The sequence below is a fragment of the Microbacterium sp. ZW T5_45 genome (genome assembly GCF_044987415.1).
In the GTDB taxonomy this organism is placed as follows: domain Bacteria; phylum Actinomycetota; class Actinomycetes; order Actinomycetales; family Microbacteriaceae; genus Microbacterium.
On record NZ_JBJDRJ010000002.1, the window covers coordinates 114,003 to 136,108 of the forward strand.

Genomic DNA, 22,106 nt, shown 5'->3' on the forward strand with positions numbered 1-22,106 from the left:
CCGAGGAGAACCCCCCATGACCGCACCATCGTCGCGCCGCGGCGCCGCACTCGACGACGATCCCGTCATCGTCACCGACCCTTCGCTCCCTCCCGTCGCTCTCTCGGCCGAGCATGACGAGAAGAGCAGGCGCTGGACCCTGCCGAAGATCCTGCTCTGGGCGGCGATCGCGCTGCTCGGAGCCGTCGCCTGGACGATGCTCGCCATCGTCCGCGGCGAGACCGTCAACGCGATCTGGTTCGTGTTCGCGGCCGTCTGCACCTACCTGATCGGCTACCGCTTCTACTCCAAGGTGATCGAGCGGTACATCACCCGACCGGACGACCGCCGGGCGACGCCCGCCGAGATCAAGCAGGACGGCAAGGATTACGTCCCCACCGACCGCCGTGTGCTCTACGGCCACCACTTCGCCGCCATCGCAGGTGCCGGACCGCTCGTCGGCCCGGTGCTCGCGGCGCAGATGGGATTCCTCCCCGGCACGATCTGGATCATCCTCGGCGTGGTCTTCGCCGGTGCGGTGCAGGACTACACGGTGCTGTTCTTCTCGATGCGCCGCGGCGGCCGGACCATCGGCCAGATGGCTCGACAGGAGCTCGGCAAGATCGGCGGGACCGCCGCGATCATCGCCTCGCTGCTGATCATGCTCATCATCGTCGCGATCCTCGCCCTCGTCGTCGTCAATGCGCTCGGTGAGAGCCCCTGGGGCGTCTTCTCCGTCGCCATGACGATCCCGATCGCGCTCTTCATGGGCGTATACCTGCGCTACCTGCGCCCCGGCAAAGTCACCGAGGTCTCGATCATCGGCTTCGTGCTGCTCATGGCGGCGATCATCGGCGGCGGCTGGGTCGCCGGCACCGAGTGGGGTCAGGCGATCTTCCACCTCGACCGCACCACGATCGCCTGGGGCATCATCGTCTACGGCTTCATCGCCGCCGTCCTGCCCGTGTGGTTGCTGCTCGCCCCCCGCGACTACCTGTCGACGTTCATGAAGATCGGTGTGATCGTGATGCTCGCCGGGGCGATCGTGCTCGTCCGCCCCGAGATCACAGTGCCGGCGATCAGCGTCTTCGGCGAGAACGGCATGGGTCCGGTGTTCGCCGGTCCGCTGTTCCCGTTCCTGTTCGTGACGATCGCCTGCGGGGCGCTGTCGGGATTCCATGCCCTGATCGCGTCGGGCACCACTCCGAAGCTCGTAGAGAAGGAGAAGCAGACCCGGTTTATCGGCTACGGTGGCATGCTCATGGAGTCCTTCGTGGCGATCATGGCGCTCGTCGCCGCGATCTCGATCGACCAGGGCATCTACTTCGCGATGAACGCGCCGGCTGCGGCGACAGGCGGAACCGTCGAAGGGGCCGTCGCCTTCGTGAACTCGCTGGGGTTGACCGGGGTGAACCTCACTCCCGACATGCTCACCGGCACGGCCGCGGCGGTCGGTGAGGAATCGATCGTCTCGCGCACCGGCGGCGCTCCGACCCTCGCGCTCGGCCTCGCCCACATCATGCAGCAGGCCCTCGGAGGGCAGGCGCTCATGGCGTTCCGGTACCACTTCGCCATCATGTTCGAGGCGCTGTTCATCCTCACCGCAGTGGACGCGGGCACCCGTGTCGCCCGCTTCATGCTGCAGGACTCGATCGGGGCATGGTTCCCGAAGTTCCGTGACGTCTCGTGGCGTCCCGGCGTGTGGATCTGCACGGCGATCATGGTGGCGGGCTGGGGAGCGATCCTCATCCTCGGCGTCACCGATCCGCTGGGCGGCATCAACACGTTCTTCCCGCTGTTCGGCATCGCCAACCAACTGCTCGCCGCGATCGCGCTCGCCGTGGTGCTCGCGATCGTCGCCAAGCGCGGACGCAGTTACGTGAAGTGGCTCTGGATCGTCGCGGCGCCGCTCGCGTTCACTGCCGTCGTGACCGTCACGGCCTCGCTCTACAAGATCTTCTCGCCGGTCCCGGCGATCGGGTATTGGGCGAACCACTTCCGCTACCTCGATGCGCTGAACTCGGGCGACACCTCCCTCGGAGAGCCCCAAGTGCTGCAGGCGGTCATCCGCAACACCGCCGTGCAGGGCACGCTCTCGATCATCTTCGTTACGCTCGCCCTGATCGTCATGATCGCCGCGGTCGTCGTCACCATCACCGCGATCCGCTCCGGCGGAGGTGCGAACACCGAGGACGCCCCGGTCGCCTCGCGCAGGTTCGCGCCGGCCGGATTCCTCCCGGGCGCGGCGGAGCGCGAGCTCGAGAAGCAGTGGGAGCCGATCCTCACCGACGAGCGCCGGGCCGCGAGGCACTGAGATGGCGACCATCGATCGGACGGATGCCGTCGCCACCCCGCTGCGCGCACTTCTGGGTGCCGCAGCGCGGGTGGGGCGCGGCATCCGCTGGTACGTCACGACGTTGATGGGCGACCGCGCCTACGACACGTATATCGCACATCTCGCCAGGGCGCACCCGGATGCGCAGCCGATGACGGAGCGCCAGTTCTGGCGTCAGCGCATGGACGATCAGGACCGCAATCCCGGTGCCCGGTGCTGCTGAGCTGGCGCCCTTCGTCTCGTCGCTGCGCTCCTCGCTCAGGGACCGGGGGTCGTGAGGGTGCTCAGAGCGCGGGCGGCGCTTCGTCTCGTCGCTGCGCTTCTCGCTCAGGGACCGGTTGGTCGGTCCCTGAGCGAGCGGAGCGAGACGAAGGGCGCGTGTCTAGGCTGAACCCATGAACGACGTCGTCCTGGCCGCCGCGCTCGGCGTGCTCGGCGGCATCCTGCTCACCGTTCTTCTCGTGCTCGCGCGCAGGCTGGCCCGGCGTGCCCCCGACCTCGGCAGCGATGCCGATCAGGCGGCCCTGTCGGCTCTGCACCACGCGAGTCTCGCCGCCCCCCACCTGCGAGCCGGACTCGCGACGCCCGAGGTCGTCAAGGCGACCAGGCACCTCCGTGTGCTGCTCGGCAGCGCCGCGGTGGCGATCGTCGCCGCCGACGGCACCGTGTCATCCGACGGGGCGGCCGACGGCCTGGAGGCGTCGGCGCTGCGCATCGCCGAGCGGGTGCGAGTGTCCGGCCGTCGACAGGTGTTCCCGTCCCGCGATCGGGAATCAGGCATCGAAGGGGTCGGTGCGCCCATCATCGTCGACGACAGGGTCGTGGGAGTGGTGGTCGCCTTCGCATCGCCGGTGCGCGCCGCTCTCGTGCGGGCAGCAGACGAGGTCGCCGACTGGTGCGCCGCGCAGGTCGAACTCGGCGGACTCGACGCCTCGCGCACCCAGTTGGCCGAGGCGGAGCTCCGCTCACTGCGCGCGCAGATCTCCCCGCACTTCATCTACAACGCGCTCACCGCGATCGCCTCGTTCATCACCACCGATCCGCTGCGGGCCCGCGAGCTGGTCCTCGAGTTCGCCGACTTCACCCGGTACTCCTTCCGCCGCCAGGGTGAGTTCACCACGGTGGCCGAGGAGCTCGAGAGCATCCGTTCCTATCTCGAACTCGAGCGTGCCCGCTTCGGCGAGCGTTTGCAGGTCACGCTCCAGATCGCCCCGGAGACCCTGACGACCGTCATCCCGTTCCTCTCCGTGCAGCCGCTCGTCGAGAATGCCGTGCGCCATGGCCTGGAACCCGGCGCCGATGGAGGGGAGATCCGCATCGTCTCGCGCGACGAGGGGACCCACACCGAGATCACGGTCGAAGACGACGGCGTCGGCATGAATCCGGACGCTCTCCGCGAGCGGTTGAACGCGACTGACGACGGCATGCACGTGGGCATGCGCAACGTCGACGCCAGGCTGCGGCAGCTCTACGGACCTGACGGCGCCCTCGTCGTGGAGACCAACATGGGCGCGGGTACCCTGGTGCGCATGCGGGTGCCGAAGTCGCAGCCCCTGCACGATCCGGACAATGACTGAGGTGCGGCCATGATCGACGTGCTCGTCGCCGACGACGAGAAGCCCGCGCTCCACGAGCTCGTGCATCTGCTGCGCGCCGATATGCGGATCGGTGAGATCCTTCCAGCGGCGTCCGGCGCTGAGGCCCTGCGGCTGCTGACCGAGAAGACCGTCGGCATCGCCTTCCTCGACATCCACATGCCGGGACTCCTCGGCACCGATCTGGCTCGGGCCGTGCATGCGCTCGCGTCCGCACCGGCGATCGTGTTCGTCACCGCCGACGAGGCACGAGCCGTCGAGGCCTTCGAGCTGCGCGCCGTCGACTACCTGCTCAAGCCGGTACGCGCCGAACGGCTCCGTCGCGCGGTCGACCGTGTTCTCGAACTGGGCGAGAGCGCGGCAGCGAGCGGCGATGACGAGGTGCTGCCGGTCACGGTGGGGGCGACGGTGCGGTTCGTGCGTCGCAGCGAGGTCCGCTGGGTGCAGGCACAGGGCGATTACTCCCGCCTGCACGGGGAGGACGGCACGGGGAATCTCGTGCGCATCCCCATCTCCGAACTCGAGACACGGTGGGCCGAGGCCGGCTTCCTGCGCATCCACCGGTCGTCGCTGGTGCGTGTGTCGGCGGTGACCGAGGCGCGACTGTCGGGCGGCGAGCCGTCGGTGTCCGTCGGGGAGGTCGTGCTCCCCGTGAGCAGGCGCCTGGTCGCATCGGTGCGCGACACGCTGATGCGCGGTGAGGGGACAGGATGACCGAAGCGCCGCGCCGCGTGCGGGTGACCGCGGACACTCCGGACCGCCGTTCCTCCGTCCACACCCGGGGGATCGCGCTTCCCGGCGCACCCATCGACGAGGCGGATGCCGTGTTCGCCCGTGCTCTGATGCGCAGTCAGCTCCGCCTCGCCCTCGGCACCGTCGCCGGCTTCGTGCTCGTCGTCGTCGCGCTGGCCCTGACGATCGCCCTGATCCCCGAGACGGATGAGGTGCTGATCGGGCCGCTGCCGTTGTCCTGGATCCTGCAGGCGTTCGCGTTCTACCCGGTCATCCTCGTGTTCGCGGTGCTGTACGTCCGCACCGCCGCCCGCAACGAGCGCCGCTATCGCGCGCTTCGGGATCGCGAGTGAACGCGGTGCTCGACCTCATCGGGGTCGCGCTCGTCGTCATCGCGACCCTGCTGATCGGTGTCTACGGGCTGAGGGTCTCACGCACGACCGGCGACTTCTTCGTCGCCTCGCGTACGGTGCGACCGGTCTGGAACGCGTCGGCCATCAGCGGCGAGTATCTGTCGGCCGGGACGTTCCTCGGCCTTGCCGGACTCGTTCTGCTCGACGGAGCCCGGGGGTTCTGGTTTCCCATCGGCTACGCCGCCGGGTACCTGCTCGTGCTCGTGTTCGTCGCGGCTCCGCTGCGGCGCAGCGGTGCGTACACGATTCCGGACTTCATCGAGGCTCGGCTCGGCTCCCGTTCGGCCCGTCGCGTCACGAGCCTCGCCGTGCTCGTGATCGGATGGCTGTACATCGTGCCGCAGTTGCACGGTGCAGGCATCACGCTCGTGGTCGTGGCGGGGCTCCCCGAATGGGTCGGCGCGGTCACGATCGCGGTGCTCGTGGCAGCCGCGGTGGCCGCCGGTGGCATGCGCGCGATCACCTACGTGCAGGCCTTCCAGTACTGGCTGAAGCTGGTGGCGCTGCTCGTGCCGCTGATCCTCATAGCCTTCGCGCTCAGCGGAGGCCCTCACGACGTCGACCCCGCCCTCGTATTCCCCGTCGAAGCCGGCCCGTCGGGGTTCGACGCCTATGCCACGGCGTCCCTTCTGATCGCCCTGCTGCTGGGAACCATGGGCCTTCCCCACGTTCTCGTGCGGTTCTACACGAGCCCGACCGGGGTGTCGGCTCGGCGCACGACCGTGATCGTCGTCGCCATGGTGAGTACCTTCTACGCCGTCTCCAGCGGCATGGGGCTGGTGGCGCGCATCGCCGCTCCGGACCTCGCGGTGCCCGGCCTGGCGGACACCGTCGTGCTGCAGCTTCCGTCGCGCGTCTTCCCGGGCCTCGCCGGAGAGGTGCTGACGGCGCTCATCGTTGCCGGCGCGTTCGCCGCGTTCCTCGCGACGTCGGCCGGACTCGTCGTCTCGCTCGCCGGTGTCATCAGCCAGGACGTGTTCTCGGGGTCGGTGCGATCGTTCCGGCTCTCTTCGGTGCTGTGCGCCGCTGTCCCACTGGCCGTCGCTCTTCTCACGGCTCCCGCGGGCCTGGTGTCGAGCGTCGGCGCGGTGTTCGTCGTGGCGGCATCCACCCTCTCGCCCGTTGTACTGCTGGGCGTGTGGTGGCGCGGACTCACCGCCAGAGGCGCCGTTGCCGGGATGATCGTCGGCGGGGCATCCTGTGGACTCGCGCTGCTCGTGCACGCGGCTGTCGACGGTGTCGGCGTTGTAGCGCCGTACCTCGCTCAGCCCGCGGCATGGACGATCCCTCTCGCGACCGCCGTCACGGTGGTGGTGTCGGTCCTCGATCCGCGCGGCCCTGCTCCTCGGGCCGACCGCTTCCTCGCGCGGGTGCACACTCCCGAACGGCCGTGAGAGTTTCGGGCCTCGCGTGCATCGGCTGTGTGCGTATCGGAGGAGATCTGCCGCACGGAGGTCGGAATCCGCGGATCCTCCGCAGTGCTGATCTCCTCCGTTGCGTCGGGCCTCCGGCTCGCCGGTGCCGCTCAGGAGCTGCCGGTGCGGAGCGTCCAGGCCGGCCACCAGCCGTCGTCGAGGCCGCGCAGCTTCTCGGCGACTTCGCTCAGCTGCGCGTCCGTGAGACCTGGATCCGGCGGACCGTCGCTCGACCGTCCTCCACCGTCGACGGTGAGCAGGTCGATGTGCCCCCAGCCCCTGTTCCCGAGCGGGAACAGCTCCCTGAGGCCCCCGGCGGCGATGGAGAGGAGTGTCTCTTCGAGGTGCCCCGCCTCGGTCTCCGCCGACTCGTCGCAGGCGTCGCAGGTGCAGTCCGGCACGGTCTCGCGGAACAGTGCGCCGGCCTGCAGGCGCACGCCCTCCACGGTCGCGGTGAGCGTGATCGCGGCGCCCGTCGAGGGCCGAAGGTGAACGACCAGCGCTCCCTCGGCATCGGTCCGCCGGTCGACATCGACGAGGTACGAACCCGCGAGGTGCTCGATCAGAGCATCGACCATGAGCAGCAGAGGGGCGAACCGCTCGGGGTGCGAGACCCGCGAGTACGCCTCTTCGGGCGCCGGACCCGACCAGCGTGCGCCGTACTCGATCACCTGGCCGTGGTCGTCGCGGAACTCGGGCGTCGGGAGAGCGGGGCGCACGAACGGTGCCGCGGGCACCACGAGCTCCGCCGCGGTCCGGTCGCGGGTCAGCGCCCGCAGCTCGGCATCGTCCGCGTCGTCCTGCGCCCAGTCGGCGAACATGTCCAGGAACGGCTCGAGCCGCTCGGGATGCTCCACGATGATCCGCAGGAGATCGGCGACGGGAACGGATCTGGTCGACGTTCCGATCTCCGCGGCGGGGGTGGCTCGCCATGTCGCCGCGGGGTGTCGCACGGCGATCGCGTTCCCGAGGAACCGAGTCCCGGAATCTGCGAGCTCGGCATCTTCGAGGATCTCGGGGTGCTCGGCGATGAACGACCACAGCGCGGAGAGGTCGATGGCGAGCAGCGCAGGGTCGGTATCCGCCGCGCGTGCGAACGCGACGAATGCGTCGATGCCGTCGACGAACCGCGGCGGTGCCGGCCGCGGATCCGACGGAATCAGGATCATGCCGGTGCTCGCCGAGGGCATCGGGGCCAGCGGCTCGGGGAACAGTTCGGCGGCCATAGGGTTCAGAGCTTGCGTCCTCGGGGCATCAGCCGCACGTCGGGCAGGGGCGGCGCCGGGATGCGCACATCGTGTCCGGCGACCTCGCCGAACCGAGCGGATGCCGCCTCCCAGTCGGCGCGCGCCTCGGCGATCTCGTCGTGCGTGCGGCCGGCGAAGTTCCACCACATGACGATCTCGGACTCGAACGGCTCGCCGCCGAGCAGGAACAGCAGGGCACCGTTCTCGCTCGACACCTCGACCCCGTCGCGGGAGTCGCCGAGGTAGAGCAGGTCGTTCAGGGCGAGAGGATGCTCCGCCACGACGGCGTCGCCCTCGACGAGCATGAGCGCATGCTCCCAGTCGCTCCGCAGGGGCACGCGCACCCTGCTGCCGGCGGGGAGGACGATCTCCGCACCGACGATCGGGGTGTGCACGGTGGCGGGAGAGCGGGTTCCGGCGAACTCGCCGAGCACGACCGTGGCGTCGGCATCCGCTCCCTCCGTCGCCGGCAGAGTGAGCCCGGGGAGCTCGGTGTGGCGCTCGAAACCGGCTGCGCCGTGCCGTGAGGACTCCGGCAGCACCACCCAGAACTGCAGGGCGTCGAGAGGCACGGGAGTCTCGCCGATGGAGTACTCGGAGTGCGAGATGCCGTTGCCCGCGGTCATCAGGTTCAGCTGCCCGCGGCGCAGGTCGGCGTCGCTGCCCAGCGAGTCGCGATGGCGGATCTCGCCGACCAGCGGCCAGGTGACGGTCTGCAGGCCGATGTGCGGATGCGGCTCGACGCGCATCTTCGTGTCGGCGGGGCCGAACCGGTCGAGGAAGCACCAGGCGCCGATCGTCGGCAGGTTTCGGTGCGGCAGTGCCCGCAGCACGTTCATGCCGCGCACACCGCCGAGCGGCACCTCGCGCGGCTCGAGCAGAAGTCGGTGCTCGCCGATCATTCCGACGCCCCGGAGACGGGGGAGCGGCGGCCGGGCCAGCGGATCTCCGCGCCCGGGATCTCGTGCGTCTCGAGGTACTTCGCGATGTAGGGGCACAGCGGGACGATTGCGTCACCGGATGCAGCAGCATCCGTCAGCGCGTCCTTCGCGAGGATGCCGGCGAGTCCTCGTCCCTGGAACGCAGGATCGACCTCGGTGTGCGTGAATCGGATCGCGCCGGGGCGGAGCTCGAACTCGGCGAAGCCGGCGAGGGTGCCGTCGACCGTGATCTCGTAGCGGGACGTGTCGTCGTTGCGGGTGACGGCGGTGTCGGACATCGGATGCTCCTTCTCGCGGGTGCCTCCAACCTACGCCCGCGCGAGGACATCGCGGCGTGGGTGTCGTTCCGCGCTGTGGAGAGCCGGACTCCGTGTCGGAGAGGGTCGTTACGCTGGAGGGATGCCGCAGACACCCCGTGATCCGTACGAGGGGTGGGTTCCCGAGCCTGCCGAGGGGCCGGACGACCCCTGGGGCGACGGCTGGGAGCCGAGCGAGCCGCCGGAGCCGATGGACTGGGAACCGCAGGGCGCCGGCTTCGAGCCGCCCCTCGACTGGGGCCCAGGACCGACGACCCCGGTGGGTCGCTCCCTGAACGAGCCGCGAGCGACGGCATCCGCCCCGGCTGTGCGTCGAGCGGCACCCAGCCGGTATCCGACAGCGCTCGAGGCGCTGCGGACGGTCTTCGGGTACGACGCGTTCCGCGGCGACCAGGCCGACATCGTCGACCAGGTGATCGGCGGCGGGGATGCCGTCGTGCTCATGCCGACCGGCGGGGGCAAGAGCATCACGTACCAGGTGCCCGCGCTCGTGCGCGAGGGCACCGGTCTCGTGATCAGCCCGCTCATCGCCCTCATGCACGACCAGGTCGACGCGCTGCGGGCGAACGGCGTCGCCGCCGCTTACCTCAACTCGACCCAGTCGATCGACGAGCGGCGCGAGGTCGAACGCGCCTACGTCGCCGGAGAGCTCGACCTCATCTACGTCGCGCCCGAGCGACTCTCGTCACCGGCGACCACTGCGCTGCTGCAGCGCGGAACGCTCAGCGTCATCGCGATCGACGAGGCCCACTGCGTGTCGCAGTGGGGTCACGACTTCCGCCCCGACTATCTCGCGCTGGGAGATCTGGGGGAGCGGTTCCCCGGGGTGCCGCGCATGGCGCTCACCGCCACCGCGACGCGCGCGACGCACCGAGAGCTCACGGAGCGTCTGCGCCTGGACTCCGCGAAGCACTTCGTCGCGAGCTTCGACCGTCCGAACATCCAGTACCGGATCGTGCCCAAGGTCGACCCGCGCAAGCAGCTGGTGTCGTTCATCCGGTCGCAGCCCGAGGGCGCGGTCGGCATCGTCTACGCGCTGAGCCGCAAGTCGGTCGAGCAGACCGCCTCATATCTCGTGGCGCAGGGATTCGACGCGCTGCCGTACCACGCGGGTCTCCCGCCCGAGGTGCGGTCGGCGAACCAGTCGCGGTTCCTCCGCGAGGACGGCGTCGTGATGGTGGCCACGATCGCGTTCGGAATGGGCATCGACAAGCCCGACGTCCGTTTCGTCGCGCACATCGACCTGCCCAAATCGGTCGAAGGGTACTACCAGGAGACCGGACGCGCCGGACGTGACGGCGAGTCCTCGGTCGCCTGGATGGCCTACGGCCTCGGCGACGTCGTGCAGCAGCGGCGGCTGATCGACCAGAGCCCCGGCGACCGCACGTTCAAGATGCGGATGGGACAGCACCTCGACGCGATGCTCGCCCTGTGCGAGACGGTCGAATGCCGGCGGCAGAACCTGCTGGGTTACTTCGGTCAGGAGTCGCAGCCCTGCGGCAACTGCGACACCTGCCTCGAACCGTCCGACACCTTCGATGGGCTCATCCCTGCGCAGAAGCTGCTGTCGACGATCGTGCGGCTCAAGCGCGAGCGCAATCAGGCGTTCGGTGCGGGGCATCTGATCGACATCCTCCGCGGTGCCTCGACCGAGCGCATCCGTCAGCAGGGTCACGATCAGCTCGCGACGTACGGGATCGGGTCCGACCTCTCGGATCAGGACTGGCGCAGCGTGGTGCGGCAGCTGTTGGCGCGGAGCATCGTCGTGGCGCAGGGCGACTACGGCACCCTCGCCCCCGGCGAGCTGGCGGGCGGCGTGCTGACGGGCGAGACCCCGGTGCCGCTGCGCAAAGACACGATCGGACGGCCCTCGTCGGCGGGGCGCGTACGCAAGGCCGGGGCGGCGGATGCTCTGGATGCCGGCGACCGCCCGCTGTTCGAGGCGCTGCGCGCCTGGCGCGCCGGGGTGGCTCGTGAACAGGGCAAACCGGCGTACGTCGTGTTCGGCGATGCGACCCTGCGGGCGCTGGCCGAGCACCGCCCGAGCTCGCTGGGGCAGCTCGACGGCATCACCGGCATCGGCGCCAAGAAGCGCGACGCCTACGGTGAGGACGTGCTCGCTGTCATCGCCGCGAACTGAGCCCGCGGCGCTCGCCGCGGTCGCGCGTCGAAGTCGCGCGCCGAGTGCACGACGTGTTGCCGAGTGCACGACCTGTTCGCGTCGATATGTCGTGCAATCGCCGAGTGCACGTGAAGTCGACGCCCGGGTGCGAGCACCATAGGGCTCTTGCAACTTCTGCGGCCAGCGTGACGTTCTGCGGCCAGCGTGGGGGGTTGTGGCCGCAGAGGGTGAGATCGGCCGCGAAGTTGCCGGGTGAGCGTTCGGGCGGACAAGCCCGGGCGCGACTGGCATCCGCAAATCCTGCGGCCGATGTGAACTTTTGCGGCCCGGTTCTGGGAATGCGGCCGCAGAAGTCGAGAATGGCCGCAGAACTTGCCGGGGCGGGCGAGGTCAGCGCGCCGACGCCCAGTCCGGATTCACGGCGATCGCTGTGACGTGGAGATCCTTTTTCGGGAAGTCGATTCCGTCGATGTCGATCTCGATCCGAGTCTCGCCGGTGGAGATGTCCGTGCTGAAGATCGCCAGATCGAGAAGCCTGTCGAAGGAGGGACCGCGCCTCGGGTTGACGAACTCGTCGTCCTCGGCGACACCGAACACGCGGTCGCCCGCTGTCGCGAGGATGCCGTCATCGGTGCCGACGACGGGGGAGAGGCCGTCGTCGAACCAGGAGAGGTCGGCGGTCTCCTCGGCGTCGATGACATCGTCGGACGAGGTGAGCGGAATGGACCACAGGGAGAATCCCGCAGCCCAGTGCAGACGCCCTTCCCGGATGAAGGGCGAGCCGGAACGCCAGCCGAGGACGTCATCGGGGTAGCGGATCTCCCGCTCGACCATGGTGCCGTCGGTGCGATCCCAGACCCGCAGTGCCTGATGAGAGGTGTCGCCTTCGCTGTCGATCTCGCCGAGACCGTACAGGTGCCCCTGGTCGCAGACAAGCGACTCCACATCGTCGAGCAGCCCGAGGCCGTCGAAGTCGGTCGTCGAGGCGGTGATGGCGCGCGGGCCGCGCTCGCCGACCAAAAAGACCTCACCGCCGCAATCGGCCAGCGTCGCACTGGTGTAGCCCGGGTCGATGGACGTCACGCGATCGGAGGCCGCATCGATGAACGTCAGGAGCTGGCCCTGCGCGGAGCCCGTGTAGACGACGAACCCGTCGTCGGTGGCGAACCTCGACCGATCCGATGCCGAGTCCGGATCGACAGGCACCGGGATGCGCGAGAGTCCGTCGGCGCGCACGATGAACTCGTCCGTGGGGCCGCCGGTACTGAGCCCTGCATCGGACCAGACCAGTCGGGAGTCCTCGAATCCTCGTTCCTCGAGCTGCACGGAGCGCGTCGAGCCGTTCTCGTCCACGAGCACGAGGTACGCGGTGTCGTCGGCATAGAGCCGGAGCGCGACGACGGCGTCCTCGAGACCGAAGTCCTCGGCGATCGGCGGAGCTTTCAGATTCTTCACCAGTGCCGGGATGCCGAAGAAGACCGCCCAGATCCCGACGACGATGGCGAGCAGGATGCTCCAGTTGCGAAGGAGGTGCGGACGAGCGGATGCTTTCCCGCTCCGCTTGCCCGGCCGGTCACTCTTCGCGCTCATGCCTCGATCCTCTCAGAGCCCGTGCGCCTCAACCTCGAGAGTGACTCCGGCGGTGGATGTGAACTTCTGCGGCCCGTCTGCCGGATTCTGGCCGCAGAAGGTGAGATCGGCCGCAGAAGGTGGGCGCCTCAGCCCCGAGCCGGGAGCACGTCGACGAGGTGCAGCCGCAGCTGCTCTGCGACGTCGACGGCGTCGCGGTCGTAGAGCCACTGGTACTGCAGCCCATCCCACAGTGCGATCAGGCGGATCCCCTCGTGCACGGGGTCTCGATGCGACGGCAGATCGCCGTCCTCCTGCGCGAGCCGGAACAGCTCCGCGAAGTAGTCGATGCTGTGGGCGAATCGCGAGGTGAAGTACGCATGGGCCGGATGCCCCACCGGCACGGCCTCGCACGACAGCACGGCGTACACCTCGACCAGACCCGGCTCGTCGTCGGCGTTGTGCACGGCTCCCTCGGGCAGGCGGCGCAGCACCTCGACGGCTGAGCTGTCCTCGAGCATCGCGCCCCACTGCTGGATGGCCTCGTCGCGCTCGGTCAGCACCGCCAGCAGCAGCGCCTCCTTGGTCGCGTAGTGGTGCAGCAGGGTCGACTTCGACACCCCTGCGGCATCCGCGATGTCGCGCAGGCTGGTATCGCCGTACCCCTGTCGAGCGAACAGATGCATGGCGTCCGACACGATCTGCGTGCGGCGTCGGCGACCGGCCGCGTAGCCCGCGGCATCCGCCTCTCTGGGGGCCCCGACGATCAGCGTCGGCAAGGGGCCGGCGGGCGGATCGGCAGCGCCGCCCTCGTCCGGCTCCCGCCAACTCCACGGCGTCGCCCACAGATCTTCCATCTCGGCCAGGTGCTCGACCACGTCGACGCGCTCGGGCAGGTACTGCGCCATGAGCTGCAGCCCGTCCCAGATCGCCATGTGCCGGAAGGTCTCGCCCTCGGGATCGCGATCCGGTGCGATGACGCCGTGGAACTCGGCATCCGCGAGGATGTCGCTCGCCAGTTCGCGCATCTGTGCATATCGCTCGCGCATCCGCTGATGCGTGGGGTGATCAGGGGTGGACGCCTCGCCGATGAGGGCCGTGAACAGTTCGAGGTAGCCGGGAGTGGCGGCGTTGCGCTCCGCGAGCTCCGAGAAGATCAGCGATCCGGGTTCAGCCGCGGCGACGACGGTGCTGAAGGCCTCATCGTTCTCCTGCTCGAACTGCGCGACGACCTCGGCGAGCAGATCGTCCTTCGACGCGAAATGGCCGAGCACCGCCGGGTGGCTGACGGATGCTGCGGCGGCGATGTCGCGCAGCGATGTGGACCGGTATCCGCGGCTCACGAACAGCTCCCGCGCAGACGAGAGTATGCGCTCTCGCGTGGCCGCCGTCCTGGCCTGCCGGGTCGTCGTCATCGGGTCTCCTCGTCGGTTCTCAGACTACTCATTACCATTCGGTTGGTTTTCACTTACCAATCGGTCGAATTTGGGTGTATCGTCGTCAGGACGCCAGGTCGTGGACGACCGGCGCGACTCATGCCCGAAAGGAACTCCCATGACAGAGATGTCATCGGCTGCGCACGCCGCGGCAGTCGGAACCACCGGTTTCAAGGCCCCCGGAACGACTCCCGGGAAGACCCCTCGGGGCTATGCGGGTGGTCTGGCCGCAGCGAACTTCGGTGTGTACCTCGCGCTGCTCACCCCGGTGATGGTCTCGATGGCGTTCAAGATCCAGCACATCGACCCCGACAACGCCGACGCCAGCCTCGGTCTCGTGCTCGGAGTCGGCGCGTTCTTCGCGCTGGTGTGCAACCCGCTCGTCGGTCGTCTCTCCGACCGCACCACCTCGCGCTGGGGCATGCGTCGCCCGTGGATCCTCGGCGGAGCGGTCGTCGGCTTCGGCGCCCTGGCCGTCGTCGGCGTCGCCACCTCGGTCTGGGTCGTCCTGCTCGCATGGTGCCTCGTGCAGGCGTCGCTGAACGCCGTGCTCGCCGCGGCCAACGCGACCCTGCCCGATCAGACCCCCGTGCACAGCCGCGGCAAGGTCTCGGGCATCGTCGGCATCACGACGCCGCTCGCGATCCTCGCCGGCAGCTTCATCGTCAACTACCTGCCCGGCGACGTCGAGCGCTTCGTCGTGCCCGGTGCCATCGCGCTGATCCTGGCGGTCGTCTTCGTGCTCGTCCTCAAGGATCGTCGCCTCACCGAGAAGCCGGCCGACCGGCTCACGGTCGGAAAGTTCTTCGGCTCGTTCATCTTCAACCCGCGCAAGCACCCCGACTTCGGCTGGACCTGGCTGACGAAGTTCTTCGTCATGTTCGGCTACGCGGGCATCGCGACCTACCTGCCCTACTTCCTGCAGGAGAAGTTCGGGCTCGACGAGGCCGCCGCCGTCTCGACCATCCTCGTCGCCAACATCGCCTCGACCGTGGCGATGGCCGTCTCGGCGCCGCTCGGCGGCTTCCTCTCCGACAAGTTCGGCAAGCGCCGTCCGTTCGTCGCGATCGCCGGGGCGATCATGGTCGTCGGCCTCGTGCTGCTGGCCTTCGCGCCGAGCATCGCCGTCGTGATCGTGGCGCAGGGCATCATCGGACTCGGTGCCGGCTCGTTCCTGTCGGTCGACCTCGCCCTCGCCACCGAGGTGCTGCCCAACCCCGAGGACACCGCGAAGGACCTCGGCGTGCTGAACATCGCCAACGCCCTGCCGCAGTCGATCGCCCCGGCCATCGCGCCGTCGATCATCGCGGTCGGCTCGCTCACACCGCTCGGCGGCTACCCCACCTGGTACCTCTTCGGAGCGCTCGTCGCTCTGGCGGGTGCTGCCCTCGTCTACCGCATCAAGGGAGTCAAGTGATCATGGCCGACACCGAAGCAGCATCCGTGAACGACAGCGCACGTCCCTGGCTGAACGCCGACCTGCCCGTCGTCGAGCGCGTCGAGCTGCTGCTCGCCGAGATGACCGTCGAGGAGAAGGCCGGACTCTTCTTCCAGACCATGATCGTCATGGGCGAGAACGGCGAGCTCTCCGAGGGCGACGCCGCGTTCGGCCTCCCGTCGACGAGCCAGTACGTCGTCGACCAGCACATGACGCACTTCAACCTTCTGGGCACCGCCCCGTCGGCCGGAGAGATCGCGCGCTGGCACAACAAGCTGCAGGAGCTCGCGGCATCCACCCGGCTCGGCATCCCGGTCTCGCTGTCGACCGATCCGCGTCACTCGTTCACCGACAACCCCGGTGCGACCTTCCACGCAGGTCCCTTCTCGCAGTGGCCCGAGCCCCTCGGCCTCGCGGCCACCCGCGACGCCGAGCTCGTCGAGCGCTTCGGCGACATCGCCCGCCAGGAGTACACCGCCGTCGGCATCCGCGTCGCCCTGCACCCGCAGGTCGACCTCGCGACCGAGTCGCGCTGGGCGCGCCAGCTGCAGACCTTCGGCGAGGACGCCGCCCTCTCGGGCGAGCTCGGCGCCGCGTACGTGCGCGGCTTCCAGGGCGAGTCGTTCGGCGCGGGTTCCGTGTCGACCATGACGAAGCACTTCCCCGGCGGCGGTCCGCAGAAGGACGGCGAGGACCCGCACTTCGACTACGGCCGCGAGCAGGTCTACCCCGGCGACAACTTCGAGCACCACCTGAAGCCGTTCGTCGCGATCTTCGCCGCCGGCGGACGCCAGATCATGCCCTACTACGGGATGCCGATCGGCACGCAGTACGAAGAGGTCGGCTTCGGATTCAACAAGGGCGTGCTCACGGGGCTGCTGCGTGAACGTTTCGGCTTCGACGGCATCGTCTGCACCGACTGGGGCCTGGTCACCGACCAGCCGATCATGGGAACGGACTTCGCCGCACGAGCCTGGGGCGTCGAGCACCTCACGCCAGCCGAGCGCATGCTGAAGATCCTCGACGCCGGTGCCGACCAGTTCGGCGGTGAACGGGAGACCGGGATGCTCATCGAGCTCGTGCGCTCCGGCGCGCTCTCGGAGGAACGCCTCGACGTCTCAGCGCGCCGTCTGCTGCGCGAGAAGTTCGAGCTCGGCCTGTTCGAGAACCCCTATGTGGATGCGGACGCCGCCGATGCGATCGTCGGCTCGGCCGAGTTCCGTGCGGCCGGCGACGCCGCGCAGCGCAAGTCGATCGCAGCGCTCTCGAACGACGGCACGCTCCCGCTGCGCCGCGGCGTGAAGCTGTACGTCGAGGGCATCGACCCCGAGACGGCAGCGCGCTTCGGTGAGGTCGTCGCGACGCCCGAAGAGGCGGATGCCGCGATCCTGCGGCTGCAGGCGCCCTACGAGCAGCGGGCGTCGATGTTCGAGAACTTCTTCCACGCCGGCTCACTCGACTTCCCGGCCGATGTGCTCGCGCACGTCGCAGAGGTCGCGGCATCCGTTCCCACGGTCGTCGACGTGTTCCTCGATCGCCCGGCGATCCTGGCCCCGATCGTGGAGTCGGCGGCCGCCGTCACGGCCAACTGGGGAGCCAGTGCGGATGCTCTGCTCGAGGTGCTGTTCGGCGTCGTGCCCGCCCAGGGCAAGCTGCCGTTCGACGTTCCGCGGTCGATGGCCGCGGCCGAGGTCTCGCGCCCCGATGTGCCGTTCGACACCGAGGACCCGCTGTTCCGATTCGGACACGGACTCACGTTCTGACGAACACCTGACCTCGACCGATCCGGTCGACACGACGCCCCACGGAGACCTCCGTGGGGCGTCGTCGTGTGTGCGGGCTGCCGCGGTCCGGGGCGCGGACCCGGGCGCGGCGTGCGACGGGTTGGCGTGTGAAAAGTCGGAGTTCCGGGGTGATACGCCGCGCCGCGGCCGCGGATGGCGGCGTGTCGCGGCGAACCTCCGACTTTTCGCACAAAGGGAGGGGCGAGGGGACCCGCGAAGGCGCCCGCGAAGCGGCGAGTGCGACGGTGCGTGCGAGCCGGTACGGCGACCTCTCCGAGGCGGCCACAGCGGCGCCGAAAGCGGAGGTTCGCATTTCGTCATCTCGCGAACCGGACTGGACAGAACACCGCTGTACCGAAATACTGAGCGGACATGAGCTCTGCCGTCCCACCGGGTCGGTCCTGGGGAGGCTCTTGTGAAGCGACGAAGAGAACGCATCACGGGAGAGGCGAAAGATGTACAAGACGGAGGAAGACCTGCGCAGGCGCAGGCGGATAGGCGGAGGGATAGCCGCGGCCACAGCAGGCGCGGTCATCCTCACGAGTGCTCTGGTGCCGATGGCGGCCAGCGCGCTCGACGGTGCGAATGCGGAGGATCCATCCGTCGCACAGGCCCGGATCCTCGACCTGGACGCGGATCTGCTGGCGGGACTCGATCTCGCGGCGATCGGAGAGACGTTCACGAGCTATCCCTCAGCCCCGGGCACTCCCGCGGGTGATGTCGGGTCCCTCGACGTCAACCTCATCAACGACGCGGTGCTCCTCGACCTCGGGAACATCCAGCTCCCGTTGCTCGACAACGGCACCAACAACGGTCTGCTCTCGTTGGGGAACGCGGGCGCACTCTCGAGCTTCAGCGTCTCGCCGAGCTCCACCCAGTCGACCGCCGCTGCCGGCGTTCTCGGCGCGAACGGCGCCATCGATCTCGACGGCGTCAACGGGAACACCAGCCCCGCGAACCTCGAGCTCACCGATCTGCTCGACCAGCTCGGCGTCTCGGCGATCAGCGACCAGCTGATCGATGAGGCCGCGATCGAGATCGGTGCACTCGCCGCACGGGCGGAGAAGAACGGCACGACCCTCACCGACGAGTACGCGATCGCGGGTCTCGACATCGACGTGCACAGCCCCGCCGTCTCGGGCCTCGTGCAGACGCTCGACACCACGGTTGGGAACGTCACCGCCCCGATCGACGCCCTGCTCGCACCCGGAGGTGGCATCCAGACCCTGGTCGCCAACCTGGTCGACACGATCGGCGCACTGCCGCTCGTCGATGCCAGCCTCAATGAGCTGTCGCTCGACACGTCCGGCCTGGTCGACTCCGTTCGCACCCAGCTGCTGCAGGCACCGCTGGAGAACGCCGACGGCAGCATCTCGATCAACCTCAACGACGGCACGATCCACGTCGACCTCGCGCAGGTGCTGCTGGACAGCACGGGCGCGACCGACCTGAACAGCCTCGGTGCCAACACCGACGTCCTCTCCGGCGCGGTCGTCACCTCGATCCTCGACGGTGTGACGGATGCTCTGATCGGAGCAGGCCCGAACTCGCTGGTGTCGAAGCTCGTGAACCTGGTCACCGATGGCATCTACAGCCTCCAGCTCGTCGTGGACATCCAGGCCGACATATCCCTCCCGATCCTCGGCCCGCTGGTCGACGCTCCCGTCACGATCAACAGCTCGGTCGGCGGTCTTCTCGGGGTCGCCGGTTACCCTGCGGCGGTGATCGACACGAGCGGCATCAACGTCGCCGGCATTCCGCTCGGAACGGTGCTTCAGCCGATCATCAACGCGCTCACCGGGCTCGTCTCGAGCGTCGGTGGTGTGCTGACGCCGGTCGGCGACGGCATCATCCAGAACCTGCAGCCGACGCTCATCGGTGTCGTGCAGCCGGTCGTAACCGATCTTCTCGACAACGCTCTCGAGCCGCTGCTCGAGCAGGTCGTCGACCTGACCATCAACGCCCAGCCCGAGACCGCCGACGGCAGCTTCGCGCTCAGCGCGCTGAGCCTGACACTGCTGCCCGCTCTCGCAGGAGGAGTGCAGCTCGACCTCGCATCAGTGTCGTCCAAGGCGCTCGACGCCGCGGCCGTCGCCGCCGTCGACGCGGCCGACACCGTGCAGGCGGGCACCGATCTCGCGATCGAGGGTTCCGGGTGGCCGGCCGAGACCGAGCTCTCGGTGCAGCTGACGGCTCCGAACGAGGGTCCGAACGTGGGTGAGGCGCAGACGATCGAGACCGACGTCAACGGTGCGTTCACGCTCGACTACCCGGTTCCCGCCGACGCTGCGGCCGCACCCGGCTACACGGTGACCGCGACCGCGGGTGAGATCACGGCGACCGACACGACCGAGGTCACGGCTGCTGCGGCATCCGTCGACGCGGCCGACACGGTCCCTGCCGGCACCAGCCTCGCAGTCTCGGGCACGGGGTGGCCCGCCGACTCCGACGTCACGCTCCAGCTGACGACGCCCGACGGCGAGACGAACGTCGGCGGACCGGAGACGGCCGAGACGAACGGAACGGGTGCGTTCACCTTCGCCTACCCGGTTCCCGCCGACACCGAGCCGGGTACGGGGTACATCCTCACGGCAACGTCCGGAGAGACCACGGCAGAGGACACCACCGAGGTGACCGCCGGCGACCCCGGCGACGCCAACACGAACGCGGCGGCTTCGGCCTCCGCCTCGGCTGACGCCACCGCGGACGCCGACCCGGCTGCCCAGGCGGCCGCCGTCGCCGCAGCTCTCGCCGACGCCACCTCGAGCGCATCGGCCGAGGCCGACGCGACCGCGAGCGCAGCAGCAGAGGTCGCAGCCACCGCTGACGCCTCCTCGGAGGCCTCGGCGACGGCGACCTCGGACGTGAACGCCTCGGCGGCTGTCGCCGCTCAGGCGGCAGCGCAGGCCGACGCCTCGGATGACGTGAACGCCTCGGCATCGACGGCGGCCAACGCGAACTCCTCGTCGTCCTCCGAGGCGGCGGCCACGGCCGACTCCTCCTCGGAGGCCTCGGCTGAGGCCTCGACGAACGCCAATGCCGCGGCATCCGCCTCGGCATCCGCGAACGCCGACGCGACGACGGCAGCCGTCGCTGAAGCCGCAGCGCAGGCATCCGCGTACTCCGACGACGACGCCTCTGCTTCGGCGGCGGCGACTGCGGCGGCCAACGCCGCTGCGGAGTCGGCAGCGACGGCCACGTCGACGACCGACGCCACGACCGACGCGACGTCGGAGGCGAACGCGGGTGCGGCCATCGCGGCACAGGCGGCGGCCCTCGCCGACGCCACCTCGAACACGGCGGCGGAGGCCTCGGCCGACGCTGACGCCAGCACCAGCGCGGCATCGAACGCGAGCGCGGCGGCCATCGCCGACGCATCGACCGACGCCTCGTCGGATGCGACGTCGACCGCGGAGACCAACACCAACGCCACGGCGTCGGCTGCGGCATCCGCCCAGGCCGATGACGACAACAACGCGGCGGCACAGGCGGCAGCGGTCGCTGCAGCCCTGGCGGATGCCTCGACGGCAGCGGACGCGGCGGCGGACCCCGATGCGGAGGCAGCGGCTGCGGCTGCGGCCACCTCGACGGCTGACGCCTCCGTCGACGCGACCTCCGAGGCGAACGTCGCGGCTGCGGCATCCGCTCAGGCGGCGGCCCAGGCGGACAACTCCTCCGACACCAACGCCGATGCGACGCAGGAGGCCAACGCGAACGCGTCGTCGGCAGCCTCGGTCGCGGCCACCGCGACGTCGTCGGCGGATGCCTCGCAGGAGGCCGCTGCAGACGCGACGGCCACCGCGACCACCGCCACGGACGCCACCGCGACCACCGCCACGGACGCCACCGCGACGACGACGGCCGATGCCACCGCTTCGGCTGACGCCTCGACCGCTGCCGACGCGGAGGTCGACACCAACGCCTCGGCATCGGCCGCCGCATCCGCGAACGCCGACGACGACAGCAACGCCTCGGTCGAGGCCGCAGCCGTCGCCGCAGCCCTGGCGGACGCGACGACGACCGCCTCGGCGGCCGCCGATGTCACCGCGAACGCGGCGGCCGAGGCCGCGGCCAACGTCGACGCGTCCAGCGAGGCGTCGACGAATGCCGACGCTGAAGCCGCAGCAGCCGCTCAGGCGGCGGCGCAGAACGACGCGACCTCGACCAGCGCGGCGAACGCCGACGCCGAGGCCGACGCCGATCCGAACGCGGCCGCAGCGGTCGCGGCGAACGCCGCCTCGACGAGCACGGCATCCGCCACCGCGGCAGCCGACGCCTCGGCCGAAGCGACAGCCGAGGCCTCCGCCCAGGCTGCGGCTGCGGCATCCGCCGACGCCACCGCCGATGCGGGCACCAAGCTGGGCATCATCATCAAGGTTCCCGTTCTCGAGCGCGGTGGCACGCAGACCGCCATCGGTACCGGCTTCCTGCCGGGCGAGAAGGTCACCGGTGTGATGACGTCCGACCCGCTGGCGCTGGGCACGCAGATCGCCGACGCGCAGGGCAACGTCACCTTCACCTGGGCCGTCCCCTCGACCATCGATCTCGGCACGCACACCGTGACGCTCTCCGGAGAGACCTCCGGCAGCGTGGCGGCGACGTTCCAGCTCGTTGCGAACAACGGACTCGCCACGACGGGTGGAGAGCTGCCGAACCCGTGGATCCTGATGGGCGCGCTCCTGCTCCTGTTCGGACTGGGAACGGCGCTCGTCGGACGCGGCAAGCGAGCGACGGTCGACGCGGCATAAGCGGTAAGGCACGACACTGAGAGGTCGGGGGCGCC

General features: G+C 69.6%; 15 protein-coding genes. 10 read left to right on the plus strand and 5 right to left on the minus strand.

All coding sequences use genetic code 11. The features are described 5' to 3' along the window. Positions 1 to 16 precede the first annotated feature (16 nt). The 6 genes from ACI3KS_RS01555 to ACI3KS_RS01580 all read left to right on the plus strand — a co-directional run bounded on the left by ACI3KS_RS01555 (position 17) and on the right by ACI3KS_RS01580 (position 6,448). On the plus strand, positions 17 to 2,293 hold the full coding sequence (locus tag ACI3KS_RS01555) for a carbon starvation CstA family protein (RefSeq protein WP_404914492.1): 2,277 nt from the start codon (positions 17 to 19) through the stop codon (positions 2,291 to 2,293). A gap of 1 nt (position 2,294) precedes the next feature. After that, complete coding sequence (locus tag ACI3KS_RS01560; RefSeq protein ID WP_404914494.1) at positions 2,295 to 2,537, plus strand: YbdD/YjiX family protein; 243 nt, start codon at positions 2,295 to 2,297, stop codon at positions 2,535 to 2,537. A gap of 172 nt (positions 2,538 to 2,709) precedes the next feature. Continuing rightward, on the plus strand, positions 2,710 to 3,891 hold the full coding sequence (locus tag ACI3KS_RS01565) for a sensor histidine kinase (protein WP_404914496.1): 1,182 nt from the start codon (positions 2,710 to 2,712) through the stop codon (positions 3,889 to 3,891). A 9-nt stretch (positions 3,892 to 3,900) separates the two neighbouring features. After that, entirely contained in the window at positions 3,901 to 4,623 is a 723-nt protein-coding gene (locus tag ACI3KS_RS01570; RefSeq protein WP_404914498.1) for a LytR/AlgR family response regulator transcription factor, read from the plus strand. Then, on the plus strand, positions 4,620 to 4,994 hold the full coding sequence (locus ACI3KS_RS01575; protein ID WP_404914500.1) for a heavy metal transporter: 375 nt from the start codon (positions 4,620 to 4,622) through the stop codon (positions 4,992 to 4,994). The genes ACI3KS_RS01570 and ACI3KS_RS01575 overlap by 4 nt, the downstream gene beginning before the upstream one ends. Further along, a complete protein-coding gene (locus ACI3KS_RS01580) occupies positions 4,991 to 6,448 on the plus strand; it encodes a cation acetate symporter (RefSeq protein ID WP_404914502.1) in 1,458 nt (485 codons plus the stop codon). Before ACI3KS_RS01575 ends, ACI3KS_RS01580 begins: the two co-directional genes overlap by 4 nt. Before the next feature lie 131 nt (positions 6,449 to 6,579). On the opposite strand, the gene ACI3KS_RS01585 is transcribed toward ACI3KS_RS01580, so the two are convergent. Genes ACI3KS_RS01585 through ACI3KS_RS01595 form a run of 3 tightly spaced genes read right to left on the minus strand, consistent with a single transcriptional unit; the run spans position 6,580 to position 8,935 of the window. Further along, the gene (locus tag ACI3KS_RS01585) at positions 6,580 to 7,695 is read right to left on the minus strand and encodes a DUF6226 family protein (protein ID WP_404914504.1); all 1,116 of its coding nucleotides are present in this window, start codon (positions 7,693 to 7,695) and stop codon (positions 6,580 to 6,582) included. Between the two features lie 5 nt (positions 7,696 to 7,700). Continuing rightward, complete coding sequence (locus ACI3KS_RS01590) at positions 7,701 to 8,618, minus strand: pirin family protein (protein ID WP_404914506.1); 918 nt, start codon at positions 8,616 to 8,618, stop codon at positions 7,701 to 7,703. Beyond that, positions 8,615 to 8,935 carry a GNAT family N-acetyltransferase gene (locus tag ACI3KS_RS01595; RefSeq protein WP_404914508.1) on the minus strand — a complete coding sequence of 107 codons (321 nt, stop codon included), beginning with the start codon at positions 8,933 to 8,935 and terminating at the stop codon, positions 8,615 to 8,617. The genes ACI3KS_RS01590 and ACI3KS_RS01595 overlap by 4 nt, the downstream gene beginning before the upstream one ends. 121 nt (positions 8,936 to 9,056) lie before the next feature. Here ACI3KS_RS01595 and recQ point away from each other — a divergent pair, with 121 nt between their 5' ends. Continuing rightward, the gene (gene recQ / locus ACI3KS_RS01600; RefSeq protein ID WP_404914510.1) at positions 9,057 to 11,114 is read left to right on the plus strand and encodes a DNA helicase RecQ; all 2,058 of its coding nucleotides are present in this window, start codon (positions 9,057 to 9,059) and stop codon (positions 11,112 to 11,114) included. A 372-nt stretch (positions 11,115 to 11,486) separates the two neighbouring features. Here recQ and ACI3KS_RS01605 read toward each other — a convergent pair whose 3' ends face one another. Both ACI3KS_RS01605 and ACI3KS_RS01610 read right to left on the minus strand, forming a co-directional pair. Beyond that, positions 11,487 to 12,686, minus strand: coding sequence for a hypothetical protein (locus ACI3KS_RS01605; protein ID WP_404914512.1), 1,200 nt, complete (start codon positions 12,684 to 12,686; stop codon positions 11,487 to 11,489). 128 nt (positions 12,687 to 12,814) lie between these two features. Further along, the gene (locus ACI3KS_RS01610; protein ID WP_404914514.1) at positions 12,815 to 14,080 is read right to left on the minus strand and encodes a TetR/AcrR family transcriptional regulator; all 1,266 of its coding nucleotides are present in this window, start codon (positions 14,078 to 14,080) and stop codon (positions 12,815 to 12,817) included. Positions 14,081 to 14,219: 139 nt separating this feature from the next. Between ACI3KS_RS01610 and ACI3KS_RS01615 the strand changes: the two genes are divergently transcribed. The 3 genes from ACI3KS_RS01615 to ACI3KS_RS01625 all read left to right on the plus strand — a co-directional run bounded on the left by ACI3KS_RS01615 (position 14,220) and on the right by ACI3KS_RS01625 (position 22,071). Next, positions 14,220 to 15,518: an MFS transporter gene (locus ACI3KS_RS01615; RefSeq protein ID WP_404914516.1), complete on the plus strand. Its 1,299-nt coding sequence runs from the start codon at positions 14,220 to 14,222 to the stop codon at positions 15,516 to 15,518. 2 nt (positions 15,519 to 15,520) lie between these two features. Continuing rightward, on the plus strand, positions 15,521 to 17,302 hold the full coding sequence (locus ACI3KS_RS01620; RefSeq protein WP_404914518.1) for a glycoside hydrolase family 3 protein: 1,782 nt from the start codon (positions 15,521 to 15,523) through the stop codon (positions 17,300 to 17,302). A gap of 476 nt (positions 17,303 to 17,778) precedes the next feature. Beyond that, on the plus strand, positions 17,779 to 22,071 hold the full coding sequence (locus tag ACI3KS_RS01625; RefSeq protein WP_404914520.1) for a choice-of-anchor G family protein: 4,293 nt from the start codon (positions 17,779 to 17,781) through the stop codon (positions 22,069 to 22,071). Positions 22,072 to 22,106 lie beyond the last annotated feature (35 nt).

Bases quoted from the DNA above. Each gene is read 5' to 3' on its own strand.
- ACI3KS_RS01555 (WP_404914492.1), top strand. From the start codon at position 17: ATGACCGCACCATCGTCGCGCCGCGGCGCCGCACTCGACGACGATCCC.
- ACI3KS_RS01560 (WP_404914494.1), top strand. From the start codon at position 2,295: ATGGCGACCATCGATCGGACGGATGCCGTCGCCACCCCGCTGCGCGCA.
- ACI3KS_RS01565 (WP_404914496.1), top strand. From the start codon at position 2,710: ATGAACGACGTCGTCCTGGCCGCCGCGCTCGGCGTGCTCGGCGGCATC.
- ACI3KS_RS01570 (WP_404914498.1), top strand. From the start codon at position 3,901: ATGATCGACGTGCTCGTCGCCGACGACGAGAAGCCCGCGCTCCACGAG.
- ACI3KS_RS01575 (WP_404914500.1), top strand. From the start codon at position 4,620: ATGACCGAAGCGCCGCGCCGCGTGCGGGTGACCGCGGACACTCCGGAC.
- ACI3KS_RS01585 (WP_404914504.1), bottom strand. From the start codon at position 7,695: ATGGCCGCCGAACTGTTCCCCGAGCCGCTGGCCCCGATGCCCTCGGCG.
- ACI3KS_RS01590 (WP_404914506.1), bottom strand. From the start codon at position 8,618: ATGATCGGCGAGCACCGACTTCTGCTCGAGCCGCGCGAGGTGCCGCTC.
- ACI3KS_RS01595 (WP_404914508.1), bottom strand. From the start codon at position 8,935: ATGTCCGACACCGCCGTCACCCGCAACGACGACACGTCCCGCTACGAG.
- recQ (WP_404914510.1), top strand. From the start codon at position 9,057: ATGCCGCAGACACCCCGTGATCCGTACGAGGGGTGGGTTCCCGAGCCT.
- ACI3KS_RS01605 (WP_404914512.1), bottom strand. From the start codon at position 12,686: ATGAGCGCGAAGAGTGACCGGCCGGGCAAGCGGAGCGGGAAAGCATCC.
- ACI3KS_RS01610 (WP_404914514.1), bottom strand. From the start codon at position 14,080: ATGACGACGACCCGGCAGGCCAGGACGGCGGCCACGCGAGAGCGCATA.
- ACI3KS_RS01615 (WP_404914516.1), top strand. From the start codon at position 14,220: ATGACAGAGATGTCATCGGCTGCGCACGCCGCGGCAGTCGGAACCACC.
- ACI3KS_RS01620 (WP_404914518.1), top strand. From the start codon at position 15,521: ATGGCCGACACCGAAGCAGCATCCGTGAACGACAGCGCACGTCCCTGG.
- ACI3KS_RS01625 (WP_404914520.1), top strand. From the start codon at position 17,779: ATGTACAAGACGGAGGAAGACCTGCGCAGGCGCAGGCGGATAGGCGGA.